The 19,672-nt window shown below is 65.4% G+C and carries 16 protein-coding genes and 1 pseudogene; 4 read left to right on the top strand and 13 right to left on the bottom strand.

Translation table 11 applies throughout. The features are described 5' to 3' along the window. Positions 1–5: 5 nt before the first annotated feature. On the bottom strand, positions 6–2,069 hold the full coding sequence (locus tag BoBH3_RS09455) for a hydantoinase/oxoprolinase family protein (RefSeq protein ID WP_262330556.1): 2,064 nt from the start codon (positions 2,067–2,069) through the stop codon (positions 6–8). Between the two features lie 184 nt (positions 2,070–2,253). On the opposite strand from BoBH3_RS09455, the gene BoBH3_RS09450 reads away from it, so the two are divergent. Next, on the top strand, positions 2,254–3,396 hold the full coding sequence (locus tag BoBH3_RS09450) for an NAD(P)/FAD-dependent oxidoreductase (RefSeq protein WP_262330555.1): 1,143 nt from the start codon (positions 2,254–2,256) through the stop codon (positions 3,394–3,396). A 79-nt stretch (positions 3,397–3,475) separates the two neighbouring features. Here BoBH3_RS09450 and BoBH3_RS09445 read toward each other — a convergent pair whose 3' ends face one another. From BoBH3_RS09445 to BoBH3_RS09415, 7 genes are all read right to left on the bottom strand, one after another. Then, complete coding sequence (locus BoBH3_RS09445; protein ID WP_262330554.1) at positions 3,476–4,660, bottom strand: trans-sulfuration enzyme family protein; 1,185 nt, start codon at positions 4,658–4,660, stop codon at positions 3,476–3,478. Positions 4,661–4,662: 2 nt separating this feature from the next. After that, positions 4,663–5,904: an amidohydrolase gene (locus BoBH3_RS09440; protein WP_262330553.1), complete on the bottom strand. Its 1,242-nt coding sequence runs from the start codon at positions 5,902–5,904 to the stop codon at positions 4,663–4,665. A gap of 21 nt (positions 5,905–5,925) precedes the next feature. Next, on the bottom strand, positions 5,926–6,585 hold the full coding sequence (ehuD, locus tag BoBH3_RS09435) for an ectoine/hydroxyectoine ABC transporter permease subunit EhuD (protein ID WP_262330552.1): 660 nt from the start codon (positions 6,583–6,585) through the stop codon (positions 5,926–5,928). Then, positions 6,575–7,234 carry an amino acid ABC transporter permease gene (locus BoBH3_RS09430; protein ID WP_262330551.1) on the bottom strand — a complete coding sequence of 220 codons (660 nt, stop codon included), beginning with the start codon at positions 7,232–7,234 and terminating at the stop codon, positions 6,575–6,577. The genes ehuD and BoBH3_RS09430 overlap by 11 nt, the downstream gene beginning before the upstream one ends. 17 nt (positions 7,235–7,251) lie before the next feature. Next, the gene (gene ehuB, locus BoBH3_RS09425; RefSeq protein WP_262330550.1) at positions 7,252–8,136 is read right to left on the bottom strand and encodes an ectoine/hydroxyectoine ABC transporter substrate-binding protein EhuB; all 885 of its coding nucleotides are present in this window, start codon (positions 8,134–8,136) and stop codon (positions 7,252–7,254) included. Between the two features lie 35 nt (positions 8,137–8,171). Next, on the bottom strand, positions 8,172–8,888 hold the full coding sequence (locus BoBH3_RS09420; protein WP_262331157.1) for an amino acid ABC transporter ATP-binding protein: 717 nt from the start codon (positions 8,886–8,888) through the stop codon (positions 8,172–8,174). A gap of 206 nt (positions 8,889–9,094) precedes the next feature. Then, entirely contained in the window at positions 9,095–9,973 is an 879-nt protein-coding gene (locus tag BoBH3_RS09415) for a LysR substrate-binding domain-containing protein (RefSeq protein WP_262330549.1), read from the bottom strand. Between the two features lie 209 nt (positions 9,974–10,182). Between BoBH3_RS09415 and BoBH3_RS09410 the strand changes: the two are divergent. Further along, positions 10,183–10,893: pseudogene (locus tag BoBH3_RS09410) on the top strand (adenylate/guanylate cyclase domain-containing protein); the annotation flags it as partial. Between the two features lie 180 nt (positions 10,894–11,073). On the opposite strand, the gene BoBH3_RS09405 reads toward BoBH3_RS09410, so the two are convergent. The 4 genes from BoBH3_RS09405 to BoBH3_RS09390 form a co-directional block, all read right to left on the bottom strand. Next, positions 11,074–11,706, bottom strand: a complete 633-nt coding sequence (locus BoBH3_RS09405) for a MarC family protein (RefSeq protein ID WP_262330548.1) — start codon at positions 11,704–11,706, stop codon at positions 11,074–11,076. A gap of 88 nt (positions 11,707–11,794) precedes the next feature. After that, on the bottom strand, positions 11,795–13,528 hold the full coding sequence (poxB, locus tag BoBH3_RS09400; protein WP_410050576.1) for a ubiquinone-dependent pyruvate dehydrogenase: 1,734 nt from the start codon (positions 13,526–13,528) through the stop codon (positions 11,795–11,797). 138 nt (positions 13,529–13,666) lie between these two features. Beyond that, a complete protein-coding gene (locus tag BoBH3_RS09395) occupies positions 13,667–14,437 on the bottom strand; it encodes an acetoacetate decarboxylase (protein WP_262330546.1) in 771 nt (256 codons plus the stop codon). Positions 14,438–14,493: 56 nt separating this feature from the next. After that, on the bottom strand, positions 14,494–15,657 hold the full coding sequence (locus tag BoBH3_RS09390) for a patatin-like phospholipase family protein (RefSeq protein WP_262330545.1): 1,164 nt from the start codon (positions 15,655–15,657) through the stop codon (positions 14,494–14,496). Positions 15,658–15,908: 251 nt separating this feature from the next. On the opposite strand from BoBH3_RS09390, the gene BoBH3_RS09385 reads away from it, so the two are divergent. Both BoBH3_RS09385 and BoBH3_RS09380 read left to right on the top strand, forming a co-directional pair. Further along, positions 15,909–16,991 (top strand): lactonase family protein, encoded by a 1,083-nt coding sequence (locus BoBH3_RS09385; protein ID WP_262330544.1) that lies wholly within the window; start codon positions 15,909–15,911, stop codon positions 16,989–16,991. Positions 16,992–17,371: 380 nt separating this feature from the next. Beyond that, entirely contained in the window at positions 17,372–18,040 is a 669-nt protein-coding gene (locus BoBH3_RS09380; RefSeq protein WP_262330543.1) for a response regulator, read from the top strand. Here the strand turns inward: BoBH3_RS09380 and BoBH3_RS09375 are convergent. After that, a complete protein-coding gene (locus BoBH3_RS09375) occupies positions 18,003–19,514 on the bottom strand; it encodes a sensor histidine kinase (RefSeq protein ID WP_262330542.1) in 1,512 nt (503 codons plus the stop codon). The two genes, BoBH3_RS09380 and BoBH3_RS09375, sit on opposite strands and share 38 nt — an antisense overlap. Between the last annotated feature and the right edge of the window lie 158 nt (positions 19,515–19,672).

The following is a 19,672-nucleotide window of genomic DNA, read 5'->3' as shown; positions in this document are numbered from 1 at the left end:
CGGTGTCACTCCGCGAAAGTCAGGTGAAGGTTGAGATGGCCATCGACCCGCGCCGTCGCCCCGGCGGGGATGGCGACCGTGGTGTCCTCCTGGGCAACGACGGCCGGGCCGACGAAATGGCTGCCGGGCGGCAGATCGGCCCGGCGGTAGAGGCCGACGGCTCTTCGCACCCCTCCGGTATGGATATCGAGCGCGCATTCCGGCCTCGCGACCGCGTCGATCTCGCCGATTTCCGGGAAGGAGAGAACCGGCCCGGCACCAATGGCGGAGAGGCGCAGATTGACGATCTCGACCCGGCCGTCCGCATCGTCGAAATCATAGATCCGCTGATGCGTCCGATGGAATTCGCTGGCGATTGCGGCCGGATCGCCGGATTCCAGCCAGGCCGGTTGCAAAGGCACCTCGATCTCGTAGCTCTGGCCGACATAGCGCATATCCGCCGAGAACCTGAGATCGGCCGGCCCGGCATGTCCTTGGGCCGCAAGCCAGCTGCGCCCCTCCTGGACCATGGCGGCCGAGGCCGTCTTCAGCTGCGGCAGCACCATGGGGGAGAGTTCGGCGAAAAGCGTGCGGACGAAATCGCCGCGCAGATCGGCGACGAGGCCGCCCAGCGCGGAGACGACGCCCGGCCGGCGCGGCGCCAGCAAGCGGGTCATGCCGAGTTCGCGGGCGAGGAAGGCTCCGAGCATCGGGCCACCGCCACCGAACGGCATCAACGTGAAATCCTTGAGATCGACGCCGGCCCGCGACGACAGCTTCTCGACCTCGACGAACATCTCGGAGACGGCGATGTCGAGGATCGCCTGCGCCGTGTCGTCGAGCGGCCGGCCGAGCTTCTCGGCCAGACGCGAGACGGCCGCGCGGGCAAGCCCGGCATCCATCTTCAGCTGGCCATAGGCCATCTCGCTATGGCCGAGCCAGCCGCAGACCACCATGGCGTCGGTGACGGTCGCCTGCTCGCCGCCGCGTCCATAACAGGCCGGCCCGGGCGTCGAGCCGGCCGATTCCGGCCCCACCCGCAACACACCCTGCCCGTCGACCGTCGCGATCGAGCCGCCGCCGATGCCGATCGAGCTGACCGAGACAGATGGGATATAAAGGGGGAACTCGCCGATCATCTCGCCGGTGCCGTATTGGGGCTCGCCGTCGATGATCAGGGCGAAATCGGCGGATGTGCCGCCGATATCGAGCGTCAGCACGCGCTTCTCGCCGGCCTGCCGGGCGAACCAGGTCGCGCCGATCACGCCCGAGGCCGTGCCGGACAGCAGCATCGAGACGCAGGCGCGCTTGCCCTCGGCGGCGTTCATCACGCCACCGTTCGACTTGGTCAGAAGAGCGCGGGCAGGCACGCCGCGATCCGCCAGCCGCTGCTCCAGCGCCGTCAGATAGCCGGCGATGCGCGGATGCACATAGGCATTGAGGATCGCCGTCGTCGTCCGCTCGTATTCCCGGATCACCGGCCAGACCTCGGCCGAGGTGAAGACGAAAAGGTCAGGGGCAAGCCGGGCGATCTCCGCCTTCACCGCCTCCTCCTGCGCGCCGTCGCGCCAGGCATGCAGGAAGGCGATGACGATGCCGACGGCTCCGCGCGCCTTGGCCAAAGCGACAGCGGTCGCGACGACATCGAGATCGGGCTTGACGGTCTCGCGACCGTCCGAGCGCATCCGGGCCGGAATGCCGAACACCCGGTCGCGGGTGATGAGCTGCTCCGGGCGGCAGCAGAACAGCGAATAGGTCTCGGGCATGCGCAGGCGGGCGAGCTCGATCACATCCTCGAAGCCCGCATTGGTGAAGAGCGCCAGCGGCGCCCCCTTGCGCTGGATGATGGTGTTGACGCCGACCGTCGTGCCGTGGACGAAGCGGGTGACGGCTCGCGGATCGAGGCCTTCGCGCTCGGCCAGCAGCGAGAGGCCGGTCATCAGCTCCGCGCCCGGATCGTCTGGCGTCGTCAAGACCTTCAGCGACGCGACCTGGCCCGAGCGCGTCTCGAGCGCGCAGAAATCGATGAAGGTGCCGCCGATATCGACGCCGACCTTCCAGTCCGCACTCGGCACAGTCTCACCGTCCATATCCGCTCCTCTTTCTGGTGCCTGGAAGCTGGCACGGAAGCGGCGGGCCGGTCCAAGAGACATGCAGGGCAGGACCATAGGCTGGGCTTATGGCCTGCGGGCCATCGCGTCTTTGACGGCTCCGCGCGCCCGCGTCAGGTTCGGTCGCGTGGAAAGTTGCCACCACGGTGGCAAGAGGCTGGACATGGATGTGATCGTGCTCGGCGGCGGCCTGATGGGGACCGCCGCAACCTTCTTCCTGAGGCGGCGCGGCCTGAAGGTCACGCTGATCGAGCGCAACCGCGTCGGGACGGGCGCCACCGTCGCCTCCTTCGGCAATATCCGCCGGACCGGGCGCCACCTCACGCAATTGCCGCTGGCGCACCGTTCCCGCGCCCTATGGGGCGATGCGGAGCGCCTGCTCGGCCGCGACGTAGAGTTCCGCTCGACCGGCCACCTCCGCCTGATCTTCGAGGAGGATGCGCTGGCAGACATGCGCGCCTATGCCGAGGCCGCGCGCCCCTGGGGGCTCGAACTGGAGGAACTCGGCGCCAACGAGGTCCGGGCGCGCTTTCCAGGCCTCGGCCCCGGAGCGATCGCGGCCTCCTTTTCTCCGCATGACGGCTCCGGCAATCCGCGCTTGATCGCGCCGGCCTTCGCCGACGCTGCGAGGCGGCTGGGCGCGGAGATCGTTGAGGAATGCGAGATCAGCAGCATCGACAGGACCGAATCCGGTTTCCGCGTCACCACGTCCAAGGGCGTGTTCGAGGCCGGTAAACTGCTCAACACCGCCGGCGCCTGGGGGATGCGGATCGCCGCGCAATTCGGCGAGCCGGTACCCCTCACCCCGCGCGGGCCGCAGATGGGAGTCACCGAGCCCCTGCCCCATCGCATCCTGCCGGTCGTCGGCATCTGGACGCGGCGGCACGGAACCGACGCCTATTTCCGCCAGGTCGAACGCGGCAACATCGTCTTCGGCGGCGCCGCCGAGCGGGTAGACGTCGCGCTCGATCCTGGCCACGCCAAGGCCGACCCGGCAAGGCTGCCGGCCCAGCTCCGCGCCCTGCGGCAGCTCTTGCCGGCCCTGGAGAAGGTCTCGGTCATCCGCACATGGTCGGGCTGCGAGGGCTATCTCGCCGACATGCTGCCTGTCATGGGCCCGTCCGGCACCACGCCGGGGCTGTTCCATGCCTTCGGCTTCAGCGGGCACGGCTTCCAGCTCGGCCCCGGCGTCGGCGACACGATGGCCGAACTGATCGCCACGGGCATGACTGACATCCCGCTCCACGACTTCCGGATCGAGCGCTTCGCCACTGCCGACAGCGGCCGCAGCCCCGCGGCGGCTTGAAAGCGCCGGCTAGCTCAAAGCTTGGAGCGGAGCCGGCAGGCCTCGTAAATCGCCAAATCGAGGTCGGAGCTGCTTCCGGTCAGGCCGCCTTGTTCGCCGAGGGCTGTCCGAGCACCGAAAGCAGCCGGCTCAGATCAGCCCAGAGCTCCTCCGGTTCCTCGAGACCGATGCTGATGCGCAGCAGCGGTCCTTTGGCGGTCCAGGCCGTCGCGCTCCGGTCCTGCCCGACAGCCTGAGGCGCGACGAGGCTGCGCGTACCGCCCCAGGAGGCGCCGATCGCGAAGACACGCAGCGCGCTCAGGGCCGCGCTCATGGCCTCGTCATCGACGGGCTTCAGCACGAGGCTGAACAGCCCGGAGGAACGGCCCATGTCACGCTTCCAGATCTCGTGGCCCGGGCAGGACGGTAGCGCGGGATGCAGCACGCTCTCGACCATCGGGTGACCCACGAGCCGGCGGGCGAAGTCCTCGGATACCTTGCCCATATGGGCGACGCGCACGCCCATGGTCTCGATGCCGCGCAGCGCGAGCTGGCATTCGTCCGGCGAGACGCCAATGCCGAAGCCGCGCAGGATCTCCTTCATCTTCTGGCGCAAGGCCATGTCCTTGACGGTGATCGAGCCGAGCAGCAGGTCGGAATGGCCGCCGACATATTTGGTCAGCGCCTCGCAGGCGAAATCCGCGCCGTGCTCCAGCGGCTTGAAGATCAGAGGCGTCGCCCAGGTGTTGTCGCAGCCGACGAGCGCGCCCTTCGCCTTCGCTGCCGCGACGATGGCGGGCACGTCCTGCACCTCCATCGTATTGGAACCGGGCGACTCGACCCAGACCAGCTTGACCGTCTCGTCGATGAGATCGGCGATGCCGGCCCCGATCATCGGATCGTACACGCCATAAGCAATACCGCGCGGCGCCAGATACTCGGCGCAGAAGCTTCGGACCGGCGGGTAGGCATGGTCGGGGATCAGCACCTTGTCGCGCGGCATCAGCACCGAGAGCATCACGATCGTCACGGCAGCCTGTCCGGACGGCACGAGAACGGTGCGCACGCCATCGTGCAGAGCCGTCAGCTGCGCTTCCAGGGTGCGCGTCGTCGGGGTGCCGTGCAGCCCGTAGGTATAGCCGTCGAAGCCGCGATATTTGCGGGCCATGAAGCTCGCGCCGTCTGGGTAGACGATCGTCGAGGCGCGGTGCGTCGGCACGGCGAGCGAGGCATAGCCCTCCTCGTTGACGGCCGGGTGATGAACGCAGAGTGTCAGGTCATGCATGGTTATTTTCCCTTGTCGGGCAGATAGTCAAAGCTTTGAAAATTCGCGACAATCCGCCCTGCGGCATCGGGCGATGCCATGGCGTTATGGCTTGGCGCCGCCGTCTTCAGGACCTGCTTGGCGAGCGCATGCATCCAGTCGATCGCGACGGGCAGGATCGCGTCGTTGAAGTCGTAGCGGGCATTGTGAAGCTCGCCATCCACGCCCGCTGGGCCGTTACCGATCCAGACATAGGCGCCGAGCCTGTCCCTGATCAGGAAGGAGAAGTCATCTCCGGTGGTGCTGGGGCGCAAATCGGTGCGAACCTTGGCGCCGATCGCTTTGCCGGCTTCGATCGCGAGCTTCACTTCGGCCGATGTGTTGATGATGGCCCGGCCCGTCGAAAGAATCTCGACATCCGCGCGCATGCCATAGGCTTCGCAAGTGCCGGCGATCAGGCTTTCCATGCGTTTGATGACCGCTTCGCGCACCTCCTGCCGATAGGTGCGCAGCGTGCCGATCAGCGTGACGCTTTCGGGAATCTGGTTGCTGACCACGCCGCCCTGGATCTGGCCGATCGACAGCACCACGGCATCGCAAGGGTCGACATTGCGCGAGATGATGGTGTGCAGCCCCATGATCAGATGCGCAGCCGCCAGGATCGGATCGCGCGTCTGGTGCGGGATCGCGGCGTGGCCGGCAAGCCCGTGCAGCGTCACCTGCCAGCGCCCGCCGGCCGCCATCACCGGCCCGTCATGGACCGCGACGGTTCCGGCTTCGAGCCCCGGCCAGTTGTGGAAGGCGAAGATGCGCTCCATCGGAAAGCGCTCGAACAGCCCATCGGCGATCATCGCCTTGGCGCCGGCGCCGTTCTCCTCGGCCGGCTGGAAGATGAACTGGATCGTGCCTTTCCAGTCCGGGTCGGCGGCGAGCATTGCTGCCGCGCCGAGCAGGGCAACCGCATGCCCGTCATGGCCACATGCATGCATCACGCCCGGCGTCTGCGAGGCATGGGCCGCATCATTGCGTTCGGCGATCGGCAAGGCGTCGATATCGCCACGCAGGCCGACCGAGCGGTTCGAGCCCGGCCGCGACAATGTCGCGACGATGCCGGTGCCGCCAATGCCAGCCTCGAAGGGAATACCCAACTCGCGCAGCCGGTCCTGCAGGAAGGCCGAGGTCTTCGTCTCCTTCTCGGAGAGCTCGGGATGGGCGTGGAGATGGCGGCGCCATTCGGTCAGCCGGGGGAGAAGCGTGTTGTCCATGATCGGTCCGTAAGTCAGCAGTCAGCGTTTCGCCGAAAGCAGCAGATGCTCTTCGAGCCGCCTGACGAACCAGGCGAGCAGGAGGGCGATGGCGAGGAAGATCGCGCCCACAACGACCATCGGCTCGGTGTAGCGGAAGGTGTCCGACGCGATATCGAGCGCCGCGCCGAAGGCTTCGTAGACGGCGATGGCGGCGAGGTAGGGCGTCGATTTGAAGATGCCGATAAAGTAGTTGCCCATCGGCGCGGCGATGTTGCGCAGCATCTGCGGCGCGATCACCAGAACGACGGTCTGCAGCCGCTTCAGGCCCAGCGCGCGCGCCGCCTCGAACTGGCCGGGCTTCACGCCGTCGATGCCGGCCTTGAACACCTCGGCCAGATAGCCGCTGTAATAGATGCTGATCGCAATGACGCCGATGGCCAGCGCCGGCAGCTTGATGCCGTAGGATGGCAGGACGAAGTAGAAGAAATAGAGCTGCACGAGCAGCGGCGTCGAGCGGATGAAGTCGATCAGGAAGCGCATCGCATAGCGCATCACCCGGTTACTGCGGCGCGCGACCTCCAACCCGAAACCGAGCAGAGACGCCCCGACGCAGCTGAGAAGCGCGACCAGGATCGAGGTCCAGAGAGCACCGGCGATCTTCGGCACGATCGAGAGGGCGAAGCTTGGGTCAAACAGCATGGTCGAGCTTCCGTCCGGCGCCGACCTTGCGCTCGACCCAGCGACCGATGACCGTCGCGGGGTAGCAGAGGATGAAATAGGCGACGAGCAGCGCGAAATAGACCTTCGGCGGATCGTAGAAGAGCTGAGATATCTCCTTGGCGCGGAAGGTCATGTCGGTCAGCGTCACCAGCGATACCAGCGCCGTGCCCTTCACCAGCTGGATGAACTGGTTGATGAAGGTCGGCACCATCGCGAGCAGAGCCTGCGGCAGCTCGATCAGCATCAGGATCTGCCAGCCGCGCAGACCGAGCGATCGCCCAGCCTCGCTCTGGCCCTTGTCCAGCGCCTGGAGGGCGCCGCGCACCGCCTGGCTGCCATAGGCGCCGATATGCAGGCCGAGCACCATCGAGCCCACGGTGATGCCCGACATCCGCAGTCCGAACGACGGCAGCGTGTAGTAGAAGCCGTAGAGCAGGATGACGACCGAGGTCGAGCGCCAGAACTCGATGATGGCGGTGATCGCCCCATAGGCAAGGCCACGCCAGCTGTGCTGGGCGATGCCGGCGGCGAAGGCGAAGGGCACGGCATAGAGCATGCCGAGCGCCGTCACCGTCAGCGTGACGCCCAACCCCTGGAAGATGCCCGAGAGGACTTCGAGAAAGCTCATGATGCCGGCCGCCGCGCTCAGCCGTTGCCGGCGCAGATCTGCTCGGTGGTCACGGAGCCTGCATCCTCATCGGCGGTGAAGTTGTACTTCTCCATGATGGGCTTCAGGCCGCCGCTGGCGCGCAGTTTGGCGAGCTCGGCATTATAGGCGTCGCGCAGCTTGGCGCTGCTCTTGGGGAAGACCGTGCCGGTATAGAGCTTCGCGGGCTGGCCGTTCGGCTTGATCAGGCCCTTGAACGGCACGGCGCGCTCGATGCCCTCGACCTTCTGCTCGTCGATCACGCCGATCGCGCTGGGAACCGACAAGGTGGTGACGTCCGCCCTGTCCGCGAGGATCGCGCTGACCGCCGCCTCGTTGTTCGGGAACAGCGCGATCTGCGATTCCGGCACGCCGGCCGCGATGGCGTTCTTGGTGTTCTCCGAGCCGCGGCCGCCGGCGAGGCGCACCTTCGGGTTCTTCGCGATATCCTCGTAGGAATGCAGCTTGAGCGGGTTGCCCTTCTTGACCAGCAGGCTGTCGCCAACAGCCACGTCCGGCTCGCTGAACAGCACCTGCTCGCAGCGCGGCGGCGTGATGGCGACGCCGGATGCGATGATATCGAAGCGCCCGGCCAGCAGACCCGGGATCATTGCGCCGAAGTCGGAGACGACGAACTCGAAATCCTTGACGCCGAGCGGGGCGAAGACGGCCCTGATCACGTCCGAATGGATGCCGACGACGTTGCTGTCCTTGTCGCGATAGGCCCAGGGCGTGCGGTTGTGGATGCCGACGACGAGCTTCTTTCCGGCCCATTCGGAGGTCTGGGCCTGCGCCTTCGATGAGTGCAAGCCGCCGAAGACCGAGAGTGCCGCAACCGCACCGGCGAGAAGGAGAGGAAGGCGGCGGCGCGAGATGACGGTCATGTGGTGGGTCTCCGGTCCGAAAGGCTTGAGTCTGCTCAGTGCAGGATCTGGCTGAGGAAGAGCTTGGTGCGCTCGTGCTGGGGGTTCTTGAAGAACGCGTCGGGGGTGTTCATTTCGACGATCTGGCCGGCGTCCATGAAGATGACGCGGTCGGCGACCTGGCGGGCGAAGCCCATCTCGTGGGTGACGCAGAGCATGGTCATGCCCTCGTCGGCCAGAGAGACCATGGTGTCGAGCACCTCCTTGACCATCTCCGGGTCGAGCGCCGAGGTCGGCTCGTCGAACAGCATGATCTTGGGGCTCATGCACAGCGAGCGGGCGATCGCCACGCGCTGCTGCTGGCCGCCCGAGAGCTGGCCCGGATATTTCAGCGCCTGCTCGGGGATCTTGACGCGCTTGAGATAGTGCATCGCGATCTCCTCGGCGTCCTTCTTGGGCATCTTCCTGACCCAGATCGGCGCCAGCGTCAGGTTCTCCAGGATCGTCAGATGCGGGAACAGGTTGAAGTGCTGGAACACCATGCCGACGTCACGCCGGATCTCGTCGATCTTCTTGAGATCGTTGGTCAGCTCCGTCCCGTCGACGATGATCTGGCCCTTCTGGTGCTCTTCCAGACGGTTGATGCAGCGGATCATCGTCGACTTGCCCGAGCCCGACGGGCCGCAGATGACCAGCTTCTCGCCGCGGGACACCTTCAGGTTGATGTCGCGCAGCACGTGAAACTCGCCATACCACTTGTTGACGCCGATCATCTCCACCGCCGTCGCCGTGTTTAGCGAAGTCGGCTTCAGCGCCGCGGGACGGGAGTCATCGCTCGCAGGCCCTGCGGCCCGCTGCATGGTGGAATTCATCTGACCCCTCGAAATCGCGTCTCTGGCGCGTTTCCAAGGAGGATAGCCGCGGAGGGCAGTCACGCAATTCGAGCCAAGGCATAGCTCGATGCCGGATTGTTATGGTCTCAGCGTGCTTCCATCAGGCAATCGATGAAGTCGCGGACCAGCTGCGACTTCGGACGATCCGGCGGCAGGATGAGGAAGCTCCGGCTCTGCACCGGTGGCTCGAATGGACGCAGCACGATCTGGGTCTGGTCATGGCCGGCGATGGCATAGGGGCTGACCAGCCCGACCCCGACGCCCTGCGCCACCAGGGAGCAGACCGTCGCGGCATAGATCGTTTCGACAACGACGCGAGGGGGGGCAGCTCCTGCTTCCGACATGATCATGTCGAAACGCTGCCGGGCCCGATCTTCCGGAACATAGGCGACGAAATCGACACCCGAGAGATCGTGCGGGCCGATGGTTTCGCGTTCGGCCAAGGGGTGTCCGAGCGGCATGGCGCAGAGCGCGCGAGGCTGGACGAAGACCTGGTGCACGACTCCCGTCACATCGATCTCATCGGCAGCGAGGCCAACATCGTAGATGCCGGACGCGACACCGTCCCGCACGTCGCGGGAGGGCAGGACCATCAGGGTGACGGTCGCGTCGGGGCGCAGGGTGTGGAAGCGCAGCACGGCGTTCGGGACGATCGACGAGCTCAGCGCCGACAGCGTCGCAACCCGCAACTGGCCGGCTCCGTAGTCGCGGATACGGGCCGCACTCGCGCGCAGCCGGTCCATGCCGCGGAAATTCGCCTCGACCTCTGCGAAGAAGGTTCGCCCCTCCGGCGTCGGCACGATGCGATTGCGCACGCGGTCGAACAGGGCAAAGCCCAGAGACTTCTCGAGCTCCGCGATCAACCGGCTCACACCAGGCTGGGTGACCCCGAGAATCTCGGCGGCGCGCGAAACCGTTCCCGCTTTCATGACGGCGCCAAAGACTTCGATCTGACGGCTGTTCAATGCGATAGGCTCCCGGCATCTTCCTGGGAGGATGCTAGCGCATGTCCGCCGCAAGTGCGTCGTCACTGATGCCTATGCAGGCCCAGATTCTGGAGAGCGTGATCGCGGGCGACGTGCTGGTCGAGCCGAATTACGCCGTCGTCATCGAGCTGGCGGTCGCACTGCTTCTCGGCATCGCAGTCATCTGGCTGACGCCGACACTCCCCGCCCCGCTCAGCAATGCGATCCTGGAGCGGAAAGGCACGATCGACAAATACATGGGCGACGCCATCCTGGCGTTCTGGAACGCGCCGCTTGATGATGCCGTTCACCAGATCAACGCCTGCGAAGCCGCGCTCGACATGCTGGACTGCATCGAGGCGCTCAATCGAGAGCGCGAGCGCGAGGCGAAGGAGAGCGGCAAGGCGTTCCTGCCTTTGAATGTTGGCGTCGGCCTCAACACGGGAACCTGCGTCGTCGGAAACATGGGTTCCGATCTGCGTTTCGACTATTCAGTCCTGGGAGACACGGTCAACCTCGCCTCGCGTCTCGAGGGACAGTCAAAAGCCTACGGATTTCCGATCCTCAACGCCTCCGCTACGGCGCTGGCAGCCAAGGACAAGTTCGCGATTGTCGAGGTCGACTTCATTGCCGTGAAAGGCAGAACGGAGCCCGAGGTCGTCTATGCCGTTGCAGGGCGGGCGGACATGGCCCGTTCCGAGAACTTCCAACAACTTCGCCAGCTCATGGTCGACATCCTCGCGAGCTATCGCGCCAGGGATTGGCACAGGGCTCTCGAAGCCATCCAGCGCGCAAGGTCGCTCGAAGGCGCGGACCGCTTCGCAACTGTCATGGATCTCTACGAGGCGCGGATATCGGCATTCAGGGTCGAACCGCCGGGCGAAGGATGGAACGGAGTGGCGGTGCTCCTCCGCAAGTAAGCTGCCACACCGCGTCCTGCCACGGCCGACATTCGGGCTCCCGGGAGCGAAGGCGGGAATGTCCGGGCCGCTCGAATACCCCTCCGCAAATAGCAGACCCAGCCGATCCATGGGGCCGCAATCATCGGCTTCCCAGCGCGCTCTTCACGCGAACCTGTGTCTGCCTCGCCCGAGAATCCTCTAGATCTCCGGCAGGTGCAGCCATAGCGCGGCGGCGCTGAGAATCATGTTCACCGCGAGCGCCGCGAGAAGCAGCCCCATGACGCGGCGAACCAGGCCTGTCCCGTGCGGACCAATCAGATGGCGCACCAGCTCGCCGAGCAGGAAGACTGCAAGCAGCACAGCGAGGACGATCGCCAGGGCCAGGATCGTCAGGGCCTGTTCGTGCGGGGTGTGCCGGTTGTTGTCGACCAGCAGGAGGATGGTCAGCATCGCGCCGGGTCCGGCGATGATCGGTGTCGCGAGCGGGTAGATCGCGATGGAGGACGCGGAGGCGGTCTGGTCAGCATGCGGGCTCGCCAGCTCACCATCCCCCAGCACCATTCTGATCGCAAACAGCAGGATGATCAGGCCGCCGGCGATCTGGAAGGACAGCAGCGAGATGCCCATGGCGTGAAGCAGGAAGGGACCCAGCAGCCCAAAACCAGTCAGGATGCCGAAGGCGATGACCACGCTGAGCCAGGCTGCGCGTCGGCGCGCGGCCAAATCGAGCGTCGTCGTCGCTCCGAGAAAGAGCGAAAGATGCCCGATTGGATCGAGCACGGCAGCCAGGATGACAATCTGGGTGGTCAGGAGCCTGTAGTCTTCAAGCACGGATCAATGCTCCCCGGAGGCCATTGCGATCGCAATCTAACCCGGCGGGTCCTACGGCCAGGTTAGCAGCGCATCGCGGCATCCTGCCTCAGCGCGGCAGCAGGTTCTGCTTGGCCAGGTCGAGGACCTCGTCGCCGCGCCCGCTCATGACCGCGCGTAGCATCCAGAGCCCGAAGCCCTTGGCCTGATCGAGACCGATCGTCGGCGGCATGGAGAGTTCCTGCGTCGCCGTGACGACATCGAGGACGGCCGGCCCGTCATGCGCCAGCACGCGGCGGATCGCGTCCGGCAGATCGCCGGGGTCCTCGACCCGCACGCCGAGGATGCCCATCGCGTTGGCCATCGCGGCGAAATCGGGGTTCTGCAGGTTCGTGCCCAGCTCGACGAAGCCGGCGGCTTTCATCTCCAGCGCCACGAAGCCGAGCACGCCATTGTTGAAGATCACGGTCTTCACCGGCAGCTTCTCCTGCGTCAGCGTGATCAAATCGCCCATCAGCATCGTGAAACCGCCGTCGCCGGAGAGCGAGACGACCTGTCGCCCCGGCTGGGCGGCCTGGATGCCGATCGCCTGAGGCAGCGCGTTGGCCATCGACCCATGGACGAGCGAACTGACGAGGCGGCGTTTGCCGTTCATTTCCAGATACCGAGCCGCCCAGATCGCCGGCGTGCCGACATCGAAGGTGAAGGCTGCGTCCTCGGTCGCAAGATCGCTGACAAGCTTTGCGAGATACTGCGGATGGATCGGCTTGCGCCCCGGCGTCCCCTTGGCGAGGGAATCGAGGCCCTCGCGGGATTTGACATAGCGCGCCAGGCTCTCGTCGAGATGGGAGCGGTCGGTCTTGATGGTCAGCCGCGGCAGCAGCGCCGCGATCGTCGCCTTGACGTCGCCCACGATGCCGAGATCGAGCTTGCAGCGCCGGCCGAGATTGGCCGGCCGGATATCGACCTGCGCGATCTGGATGCCGGTAGGCAGGAACTGCTTGTAGGGGAAGTCCGTCCCCAGCATCAGCAGTACGTCGCAGGCATGCATCGCTTCATAGCCCGAGGCGAAGCCGATCAGCCCCGTCATGCCGACATCGTAGGGATTGTCGTATTCGACATATTCCTTGCCGCCGAGGGCATGGACGATCGGGGCCTTCAACGTCTCGGCAAGAGCCATCAACTCGCCATGCGCGCCGGCGCAGCCGCGGCCGCAGAACAGCGTGACGCGCTTGCCGCCATCGAGCAGCCCCGCCAGCGCCTCCAGTTCAGCCTCGGCGGGGGTCACCACCGGCGTCGGCGGCAACAGTCCTCGCGGCGGGGAGACCGGGCGTTCCGGCGCCGGGCTCAAGCCGACATTGCCGGGAATGACGATGACCGCGACACCGCGCTGGCCGACGGCCGCACGGATCGCATTCTCCAGCACGTACGGCATCTGCTGCGGGTCGGAGACCAGTTCGCAATAGACGCTGCATTCCTGGAACAGAGCCTTCGGATTCGTCTCCTGGAAATAGCCGCCCCCGATCTCCGCCGAGGGGATCTGAGCCGCGATGGCGAGCACCGGCGTGCGGCTGCGCTGGGCATCGTAGAGGCCGTTGATCAGATGGAGATTGCCCGGCCCGCAGGAACCGGCACAGACGGCGAGCTTGCCGGTGATCTGCGCCTCTCCGGCAGCGGCGAACGCCGCCACCTCTTCATGCCGGACATGCACCCAGCGGATCGTGCCTTTGGTCCGCAGCGCCTCGGTCAGGCCATTGAGGCTGTCGCCCACCACGCCGTAGATGCGCTCGACGCCCGCATGCCCAAGGGTTTCGACGATGAGTTCGGCAACGTTCTTGGACATGACCATCCTGCCATGGAGAGAATTGGAGAAGTTCTCGCGGGTGAAGAGGATTCTCGCGGGCGCAGGTAATGTAAATCATCGATCCGCGTTACCGCATGAAGGAGCGCCGTCCGTCTCTCTCTTGCCGTTGACACTGCGTCAACCGGCAGCCTCGCCCGCGGCCAGATAATCGAAAACCACCTCGCCGAGACCGAGCGTCAGGTCGGCGATATAGTGGCTGGCAGAGACGACCTCGCGCACCGGCAGGCGCGCCACGTCGCACATCGCATGCTCGAAGAGCTGCAGCGCGGCGGGGCCGGACCAGGCGCCCTTCAGCTTCACATCCTCCATGTAGTAGCGCACCAGCTCGCAGATGCGCGGCGAGCCGTCGACATGGGGGATGATCTTGATCATGAAGGCGGGCTTGGCCATCGCCTTGGCCAGCGGCGCGAGATCGAGCTCGCGATGCTTGTAGCCCATCGTGGCGGAAACGCAGAGCACCGAGCCGTAATGCAGGGTGCCGACGAGCGTCTCCTGCTCATGCGCCAGCTTCGGCGTCGCCAGTTTCTTCGGGAAGCCCCAGATTTCGCGCCCACCGGCAATGGGTGAATTATCGTCGAGATACATGGCGTGGACATAGCCGCCCTCCTGCACCTCGCCCGACGCAGTCTTGAAGCGCACGGGGATCACCTGCCCCGTCTCGGTGTAGTCGCCGAAGCCGGTCGAATCCGGCATGCGGATGAACTCATAGGCAACGGTATCGCCGACCACCTCCAGCGGTTCAGGCACCAGCGCGCGCAGCCGCTCCGGGTCGGTCCGGTAATTGATGACGACGAATTCGCGATTGTAGAATTTGTAGGGCGGCCGCGGATAGGCGGGGTTGTTCAAGGGCATCGCGAAGGCATTCGCGCGCACATCGGCGATCTTCATGGCGGGGCGTCCTCAGTGTGGGTAATGATCGGGAGTGTCGAGAGAGAGGGTGGCTGCTAGGGCCCGCCAGGCTGCGCCAGTTCAGCCAGGTCGAAGGTCGCGACGCCATCGGGGCCATCGGCCGGCCGCAGCACCTCGGGATGGCTAAGGGTCTGCGATGCATCGGCGTAGCCTGACGCCCAGTGCTCCTCCATCGTCGCGCGCGAGAACTCGTAGTCCTTGGAGGCGCCCTCATAGCTCTTCGAGCGGTAGATCAGATGGACGATGTTGTAGATCTTCTCGTCCGCCTCGGAGATCAGTCCGAGAATGTCGGGATCGGCTTTGACGAGTGCGGATTTCGGGACATGCTTGATGAGATGGCCCAGCGCCCTCCTCAGGCTCTGGCTCTTGCGGAACTGATCGGTCGCGGCGCGCGTCCTGCTCGAGAAGCGAATGTCCTTCAGGCGCGAGTCCTGGCTTGTCAGATCCTGAGGAAACGCTCCCTTCGCGCTCCAGAGATCGACCTGGAAAGCCAGCGTGTCCTGACGCGGCCTGCTTTCCAGAACCCACTGCAGCGGCGTGTTCGACACCAGCCCGCCATCCCAATAGTGCTCTCCGTCGATCTCAACCGCCGGAAAGCCCGGCGGCAAGGCGCCGCTGGCCATGACATGCTCCGGCGCGATGACATGGGTCGTCGTATCGAAATAGGCGAAATTGCCAGTCCTGACATTCACCGCGCCCACGCTGAAGCGCATCGGACCGGCATTGATCCGGTCGAAATCGACCAGCCGTTCGAGCGTCGCCTTGAGGGGGCCGACATCGTAGAAGCTTTCGGCCGAAGGGGTTCCGGGGGCCGAGAGGAAAGGCGGAACCGGGCGGGGGCTGAAGAAGTCTGGTGCGCCGCCCATCAGCGTGGCGAAGGCCTGCGTCTGGTTGAACCAGCCATGAGCGAGATCGCTGTTTCCAGCCATCGCGCCGACTATCGACGAGATCATGGCGGGGAGCCCCGGCGGCGGCGCGGTCACCGCCTCCCAGAACGCCCGCAGCGCATCCACCCGCTTTCCCGCCGGATTGCCGGCAATAAGGGCCGAGTTGATGGCGCCGATCGAAATGCCAGCCACCCAATCTGGATGCAGGCCCGCCTCGGCAAGTGCCTGATAGACGCCAGCCTGATACGAACCGAGGGCCCCCCCACCCTGCAGCAACAGCGCGATCCGTTCGAACGGCGGACGATTGGTCATGAGAAGCACCCAGTCGGCGAGAGGAGACCGTCGCCCATCTTGCATCGAAACACCGGCCTCTCTGCAAGACCCAAGCCTTCTGGCGCGCTGCAGCGAAGGGCCTCGACGCTCGCGCGATCCAATCGACGATACGCCGATTGGATCGATCGATACGCCCTTTGAGCTGTCCGTCCCCGATCCCGCCTCGAATAATCCTGCCCTCAAGGTCGCGCGCCAGCCATGGCTTACGAAAGACCATCAGGGGGACTACGATGCCGAGGAAGAACACTGGCGCGGCCGCGCTGCTTGCAGCCATCATGCTCACCATGCCCGCAACCGCCAAGACTATCGTCTATGTCTCGAACGCCGACAGCCGCGAGATCAGCGTGCTGGAGCTCGATGCTTCGTCAAAACAGCTGAAGCCGGTCGAGACGGTCGCTGTCACCGGCACCGCGATGCCCATGGCGATCTCGCCGGATCGCCGCCATCTCTACGTCTCGCTGCGCTCGCAGCCCTTCTCGGTTAGCTCCTTCGCCATCGATCGGCAGAGCGGCAAGCTCGACCTGCTTTCAACCGTGCCGCTGCCGGACAACATGGCCTATCTCGCGACCGACCGGACCGGCCGCTTCCTGCTGAGCGCCTCCTACACCGGCAACAAGATCGCCATTAACCCGATCGGTCCGCAGGGCTTTGCGCAGGCCGACCCCGTCCAGGTGGTCGAGACGCGCAAGCATGCCCATGCGATCCTGACCGACCGCTCGAACAGGCATCTCTTCGCCACCAATCTCGGCGGCGATGTCCTGCTGCAATACCGCTTCGACGCGGCAACCGGGAAAGTCACCGCCAACGATCCGCCCTTCGTCGAGACCAAGCCGGGTGCGGGTCCGCGCCACTTCGTCTTCCACCCCAATGACCGCTTCGTCTATCTGGTCAACGAGCTCGATGGCACGCTCGACAGCCACCGCTTCGACGCAGCGAAAGGCGTGCTGTCGAAGATCGGCAGCTCGAGCGTCGTACCGCCGGGCTTCAGCGGTGGTGCACCGGCCAGCGCCGAAATCCGCATCACGCCGGACGGGCGTTTCCTCTATGCCTCGGAGCGCACCTCGAACACGATCGCGGCCTTCAAGGTCGACAGCGATACAGGTGCGCTGACACCGGCTGGAAATTTCGCAACGGAAATGCAGCCGCGCGGCTTCAACATCGATCCGCGCGGACGCTTCCTCGTCGCGGCCGGCCAGAAATCGAATTCTGCGACGCTCTACGGTATCGATCCTGAAACTGGCGCGCTCAAGGAACTGCAACGCCTCGCTCTCGGGAAGAACCCGAACTGGGTCGAGATCATCGATCTGCCGTGACGAGCCATGAGTGGATCGGCCTTGATGCCGACGAACCCGATATTGGGGCCAGGCGCGAGACCGATAGACTGCATTCCTAGCGGGACCTGCTGGTCTGTGCCGCGATGACAGAGGCCGGTTTGCCCCGCCCCATGAAAGCGCCCCGCCGCTGACCAGCGGCGGGGTTTGTCGCTGAGAGAGCCTGAGACGAACCGGTCAACGGCCTCCGGCGGTGTGCTGCTCGCATGCGCGACGTCCACAGGCTTTGGAGGGGGGGATGATCTGCGCAGGAGCGGCGCCGACGACCCAGGGTTAACCGTTCTTTAACAGCTCGGTTTACATTAGAATCGTTCAATGAGACATTCACTCGACGATTGCTCTCAGTTTACGTAGCGGTTCCAATGGACAGGCTTACGATCGGCATCGTCGATGATCACCCGCTCCTTGCGGAAGGCATCGCAGCAGTCCTCACCAGGACGGGGCGCATGGACGTCGTCTCGTTGGGAGCCTGCGCCTCCGATCTGGTCACGATCGTCGACACCAAGCACCCGGACATCATGCTCGTCGACCTCAACATGCCCGGCGATGCGTTCGCGGCCATCGAGGATGTGAGCGGCCGGGCGTCCGACACCAAGATCATCGTCTTCACGGCATCGACGAGTTCCGACCATGCGGTCCGCGCGCTTTCGGCCGGCGCCGCCGGCTTCGTGCTGAAAGGCAGTCAGGCGACGGAACTGGTCGAGGCGATCGATACAGCCCGGCGCGGCGATGTGTTCATCACGCCCTCGTTCGCCGCGCGCGTGATCTCCGCCCTGCACGCGAAGACGGCCGAAAGGCGGGCGCAGCAGAACGAGGTGCGCCTGAGCGTCCGCGAAGAGCAGATCGTCAAGCTGCTGCTCTGCGGCAAGCAGAACCGGGAGATCGCCTCCGCGCTGGACCTCAGCGAGAAAACGGTCAAAAGTTATATGACCAACCTCATGGCGAAGCTGCACGCACGCAACCGGCTCGAGGTCGTGATCGCGGCGCAAAAGCTCATGCCGGAAGCTCGTCCTCCTCAGTCAGATCGATAGCTGTATTGAGCGAGCGCGCCCGGACGGGCAGCCGGACCTGAACGACCATCCCGCCTGACTCTCTGCGGCCTACGGCCAGGCTGCCGTTGAGCGCCGCGACGCGGGTCTTCATGCCGCGAAGGCCGAGCGCCTCGCCCGTCGAAGCGACCGCGTCCGGTTTGGCGGCGCCGTCACGATGGCCACCATCCTCGACCGCGATGCTGAGAAAGCCGTTCTGGAAGCGCGTCGCGACCGAGGTGCTGGCGCCGCCGGCATGCTTGTAGGCGTTCATCAGCGCCTCCTGGACCACGCGAAAGGCGCAGATCCGGATCGCCTCCGGCATGTCCGCCGGCAGATCCCCGAAGTTGCGTGTCACGGTGGTCCCCGTGTAGCGCTCATGCCGGGTCACGGCCGACTCGATCGTTGCCGCCGGGCTCAGGTCCCGGATCTCTGGCAGGACCAAGCCCGAGGTGAGGCTGCGCAGTTCCGCCAGAGTTTGGATGATCAACGGCAGGAACTGCTTCCTGATCTCCTGGAGTGCCGGGTCGGCCGATTCCTGCGGCAAGCGCAGCATCATCAGGCTGAGCATCTGGATCGGGCCGTCATGCAGGTCGGCGCCGATGCGGGAGAGGTACTCCTCGTTCGTCACCGCCGCGTTGAGCCGGGCGCGATCGGCAGCGCGTCGCAGCGCACTGTTGCGCCGGGCGAGGCCGGCCGCCCGCGACAGATTGGCCTCCAGCTCGGCCTGCTGGCGGGCGATGACGCGGCTTGCCCGGCGGATCATCGCGTAGAGAACGATGGCGATGATGCAGCCAATATGGAAGACCAGGAACCAGATCGCATATTTCAACTGGTTGATCTCGCCGTCGACCAGATCGCTCCGCTTGTAGAATTCCCCGATGAGAACGATGCGCGAATGGGAAGGGTCGTGGATCGGCGCGTAGATTTCGATCAGCCCATTGCGCGCGGCCGAGGCATGGTTGGACGCGGGCGCGACGATCTCGCCGCGCAGCAGCCGCGATAGCTGTGGCTGCCGCAGCTGCTCGTCGCGCGGTCCGCCCGCCGTCGAGAACAGGAGCTTGCCCTCCGTCGACCAGATCTTGATGACCTTGACCTGAGGGCCGAGCGGGCCGTCGCCGATCAGGTTGCGCAGCTTCTCCTCCGCGGCTGGCGGGAGCGCTCTGCCCGGCACCACCTCATCGACATGCGGGGCAACGACGGCTTCGAGATAAGTGGCCGCGATCTCGGCCATGGTCTGTGTCCATCCGGCGCGAACGCGACGCTCGACCCAGTGGCCCAGCACGATCATCGCGATCGCCACGACCACGGCCGTGGCGATGCTGAACCGCCGTTCCAGCGAGAAGCCGCCCCACCAGTCGAGCAGCCGCTGCGATACCGACCTTCGGCGGTAGCCGGACCCGACCTTCTGCGATTGCGGCTCTACCTCCTGAAGACCCGCAATTGGCTCGACCTTGACTTCTACCGGCGGCGGCATCGCGGGGGCATCCTGCGGTTAACGAGACGTTAAGGAGGCCAATATCCGTCGTCCTTCAAAGGATGAACGGACGGTTACCTTACCGCACCCGAGGGAACGAGCAAAGCCGACGCCAATATTCGCTGTTGCGAAATCGTATTTCGCGAATGCGAAATCAT

This window comes from Allobosea sp. BH3, assembly GCF_025499465.1.
GTDB lineage: Bacteria > Pseudomonadota > Alphaproteobacteria > Rhizobiales > Beijerinckiaceae > Allobosea.
Note: the sequence above shows the minus strand (reverse complement) of the source record. Positions and strands in the feature narration are given on the sequence as shown.

Excerpts from the sequence above, each read along its gene's own strand:
- BoBH3_RS09450 (WP_262330555.1), top strand. The coding sequence starts at position 2,254 with ATGGATGTGATCGTGCTCGGCGGCGGCCTGATGGGGACCGCCGCAACC.
- BoBH3_RS09395 (WP_262330546.1), bottom strand. The coding sequence starts at position 14,437 with ATGAAGATCGCCGATGTGCGCGCGAATGCCTTCGCGATGCCCTTGAAC.
- BoBH3_RS09440 (WP_262330553.1), bottom strand. The coding sequence starts at position 5,904 with ATGGACAACACGCTTCTCCCCCGGCTGACCGAATGGCGCCGCCATCTC.
- poxB (WP_410050576.1), bottom strand. The coding sequence starts at position 13,528 with ATGTCCAAGAACGTTGCCGAACTCATCGTCGAAACCCTTGGGCATGCG.
- BoBH3_RS09455 (WP_262330556.1), bottom strand. The coding sequence starts at position 2,069 with ATGGACGGTGAGACTGTGCCGAGTGCGGACTGGAAGGTCGGCGTCGAT.
- BoBH3_RS09385 (WP_262330544.1), top strand. The coding sequence starts at position 15,909 with ATGCCGAGGAAGAACACTGGCGCGGCCGCGCTGCTTGCAGCCATCATG.
- BoBH3_RS09445 (WP_262330554.1), bottom strand. The coding sequence starts at position 4,660 with ATGCATGACCTGACACTCTGCGTTCATCACCCGGCCGTCAACGAGGAG.
- BoBH3_RS09420 (WP_262331157.1), bottom strand. The coding sequence starts at position 8,888 with ATGATCGGCGTCAACAAGTGGTATGGCGAGTTTCACGTGCTGCGCGAC.
- BoBH3_RS09390 (WP_262330545.1), bottom strand. The coding sequence starts at position 15,657 with ATGACCAATCGTCCGCCGTTCGAACGGATCGCGCTGTTGCTGCAGGGT.
- BoBH3_RS09430 (WP_262330551.1), bottom strand. The coding sequence starts at position 7,234 with ATGAGCTTTCTCGAAGTCCTCTCGGGCATCTTCCAGGGGTTGGGCGTC.
- BoBH3_RS09375 (WP_262330542.1), bottom strand. The coding sequence starts at position 19,514 with ATGCCGCCGCCGGTAGAAGTCAAGGTCGAGCCAATTGCGGGTCTTCAG.
- BoBH3_RS09380 (WP_262330543.1), top strand. The coding sequence starts at position 17,372 with ATGGACAGGCTTACGATCGGCATCGTCGATGATCACCCGCTCCTTGCG.
- ehuD (WP_262330552.1), bottom strand. The coding sequence starts at position 6,585 with ATGCTGTTTGACCCAAGCTTCGCCCTCTCGATCGTGCCGAAGATCGCC.
- ehuB (WP_262330550.1), bottom strand. The coding sequence starts at position 8,136 with ATGACCGTCATCTCGCGCCGCCGCCTTCCTCTCCTTCTCGCCGGTGCG.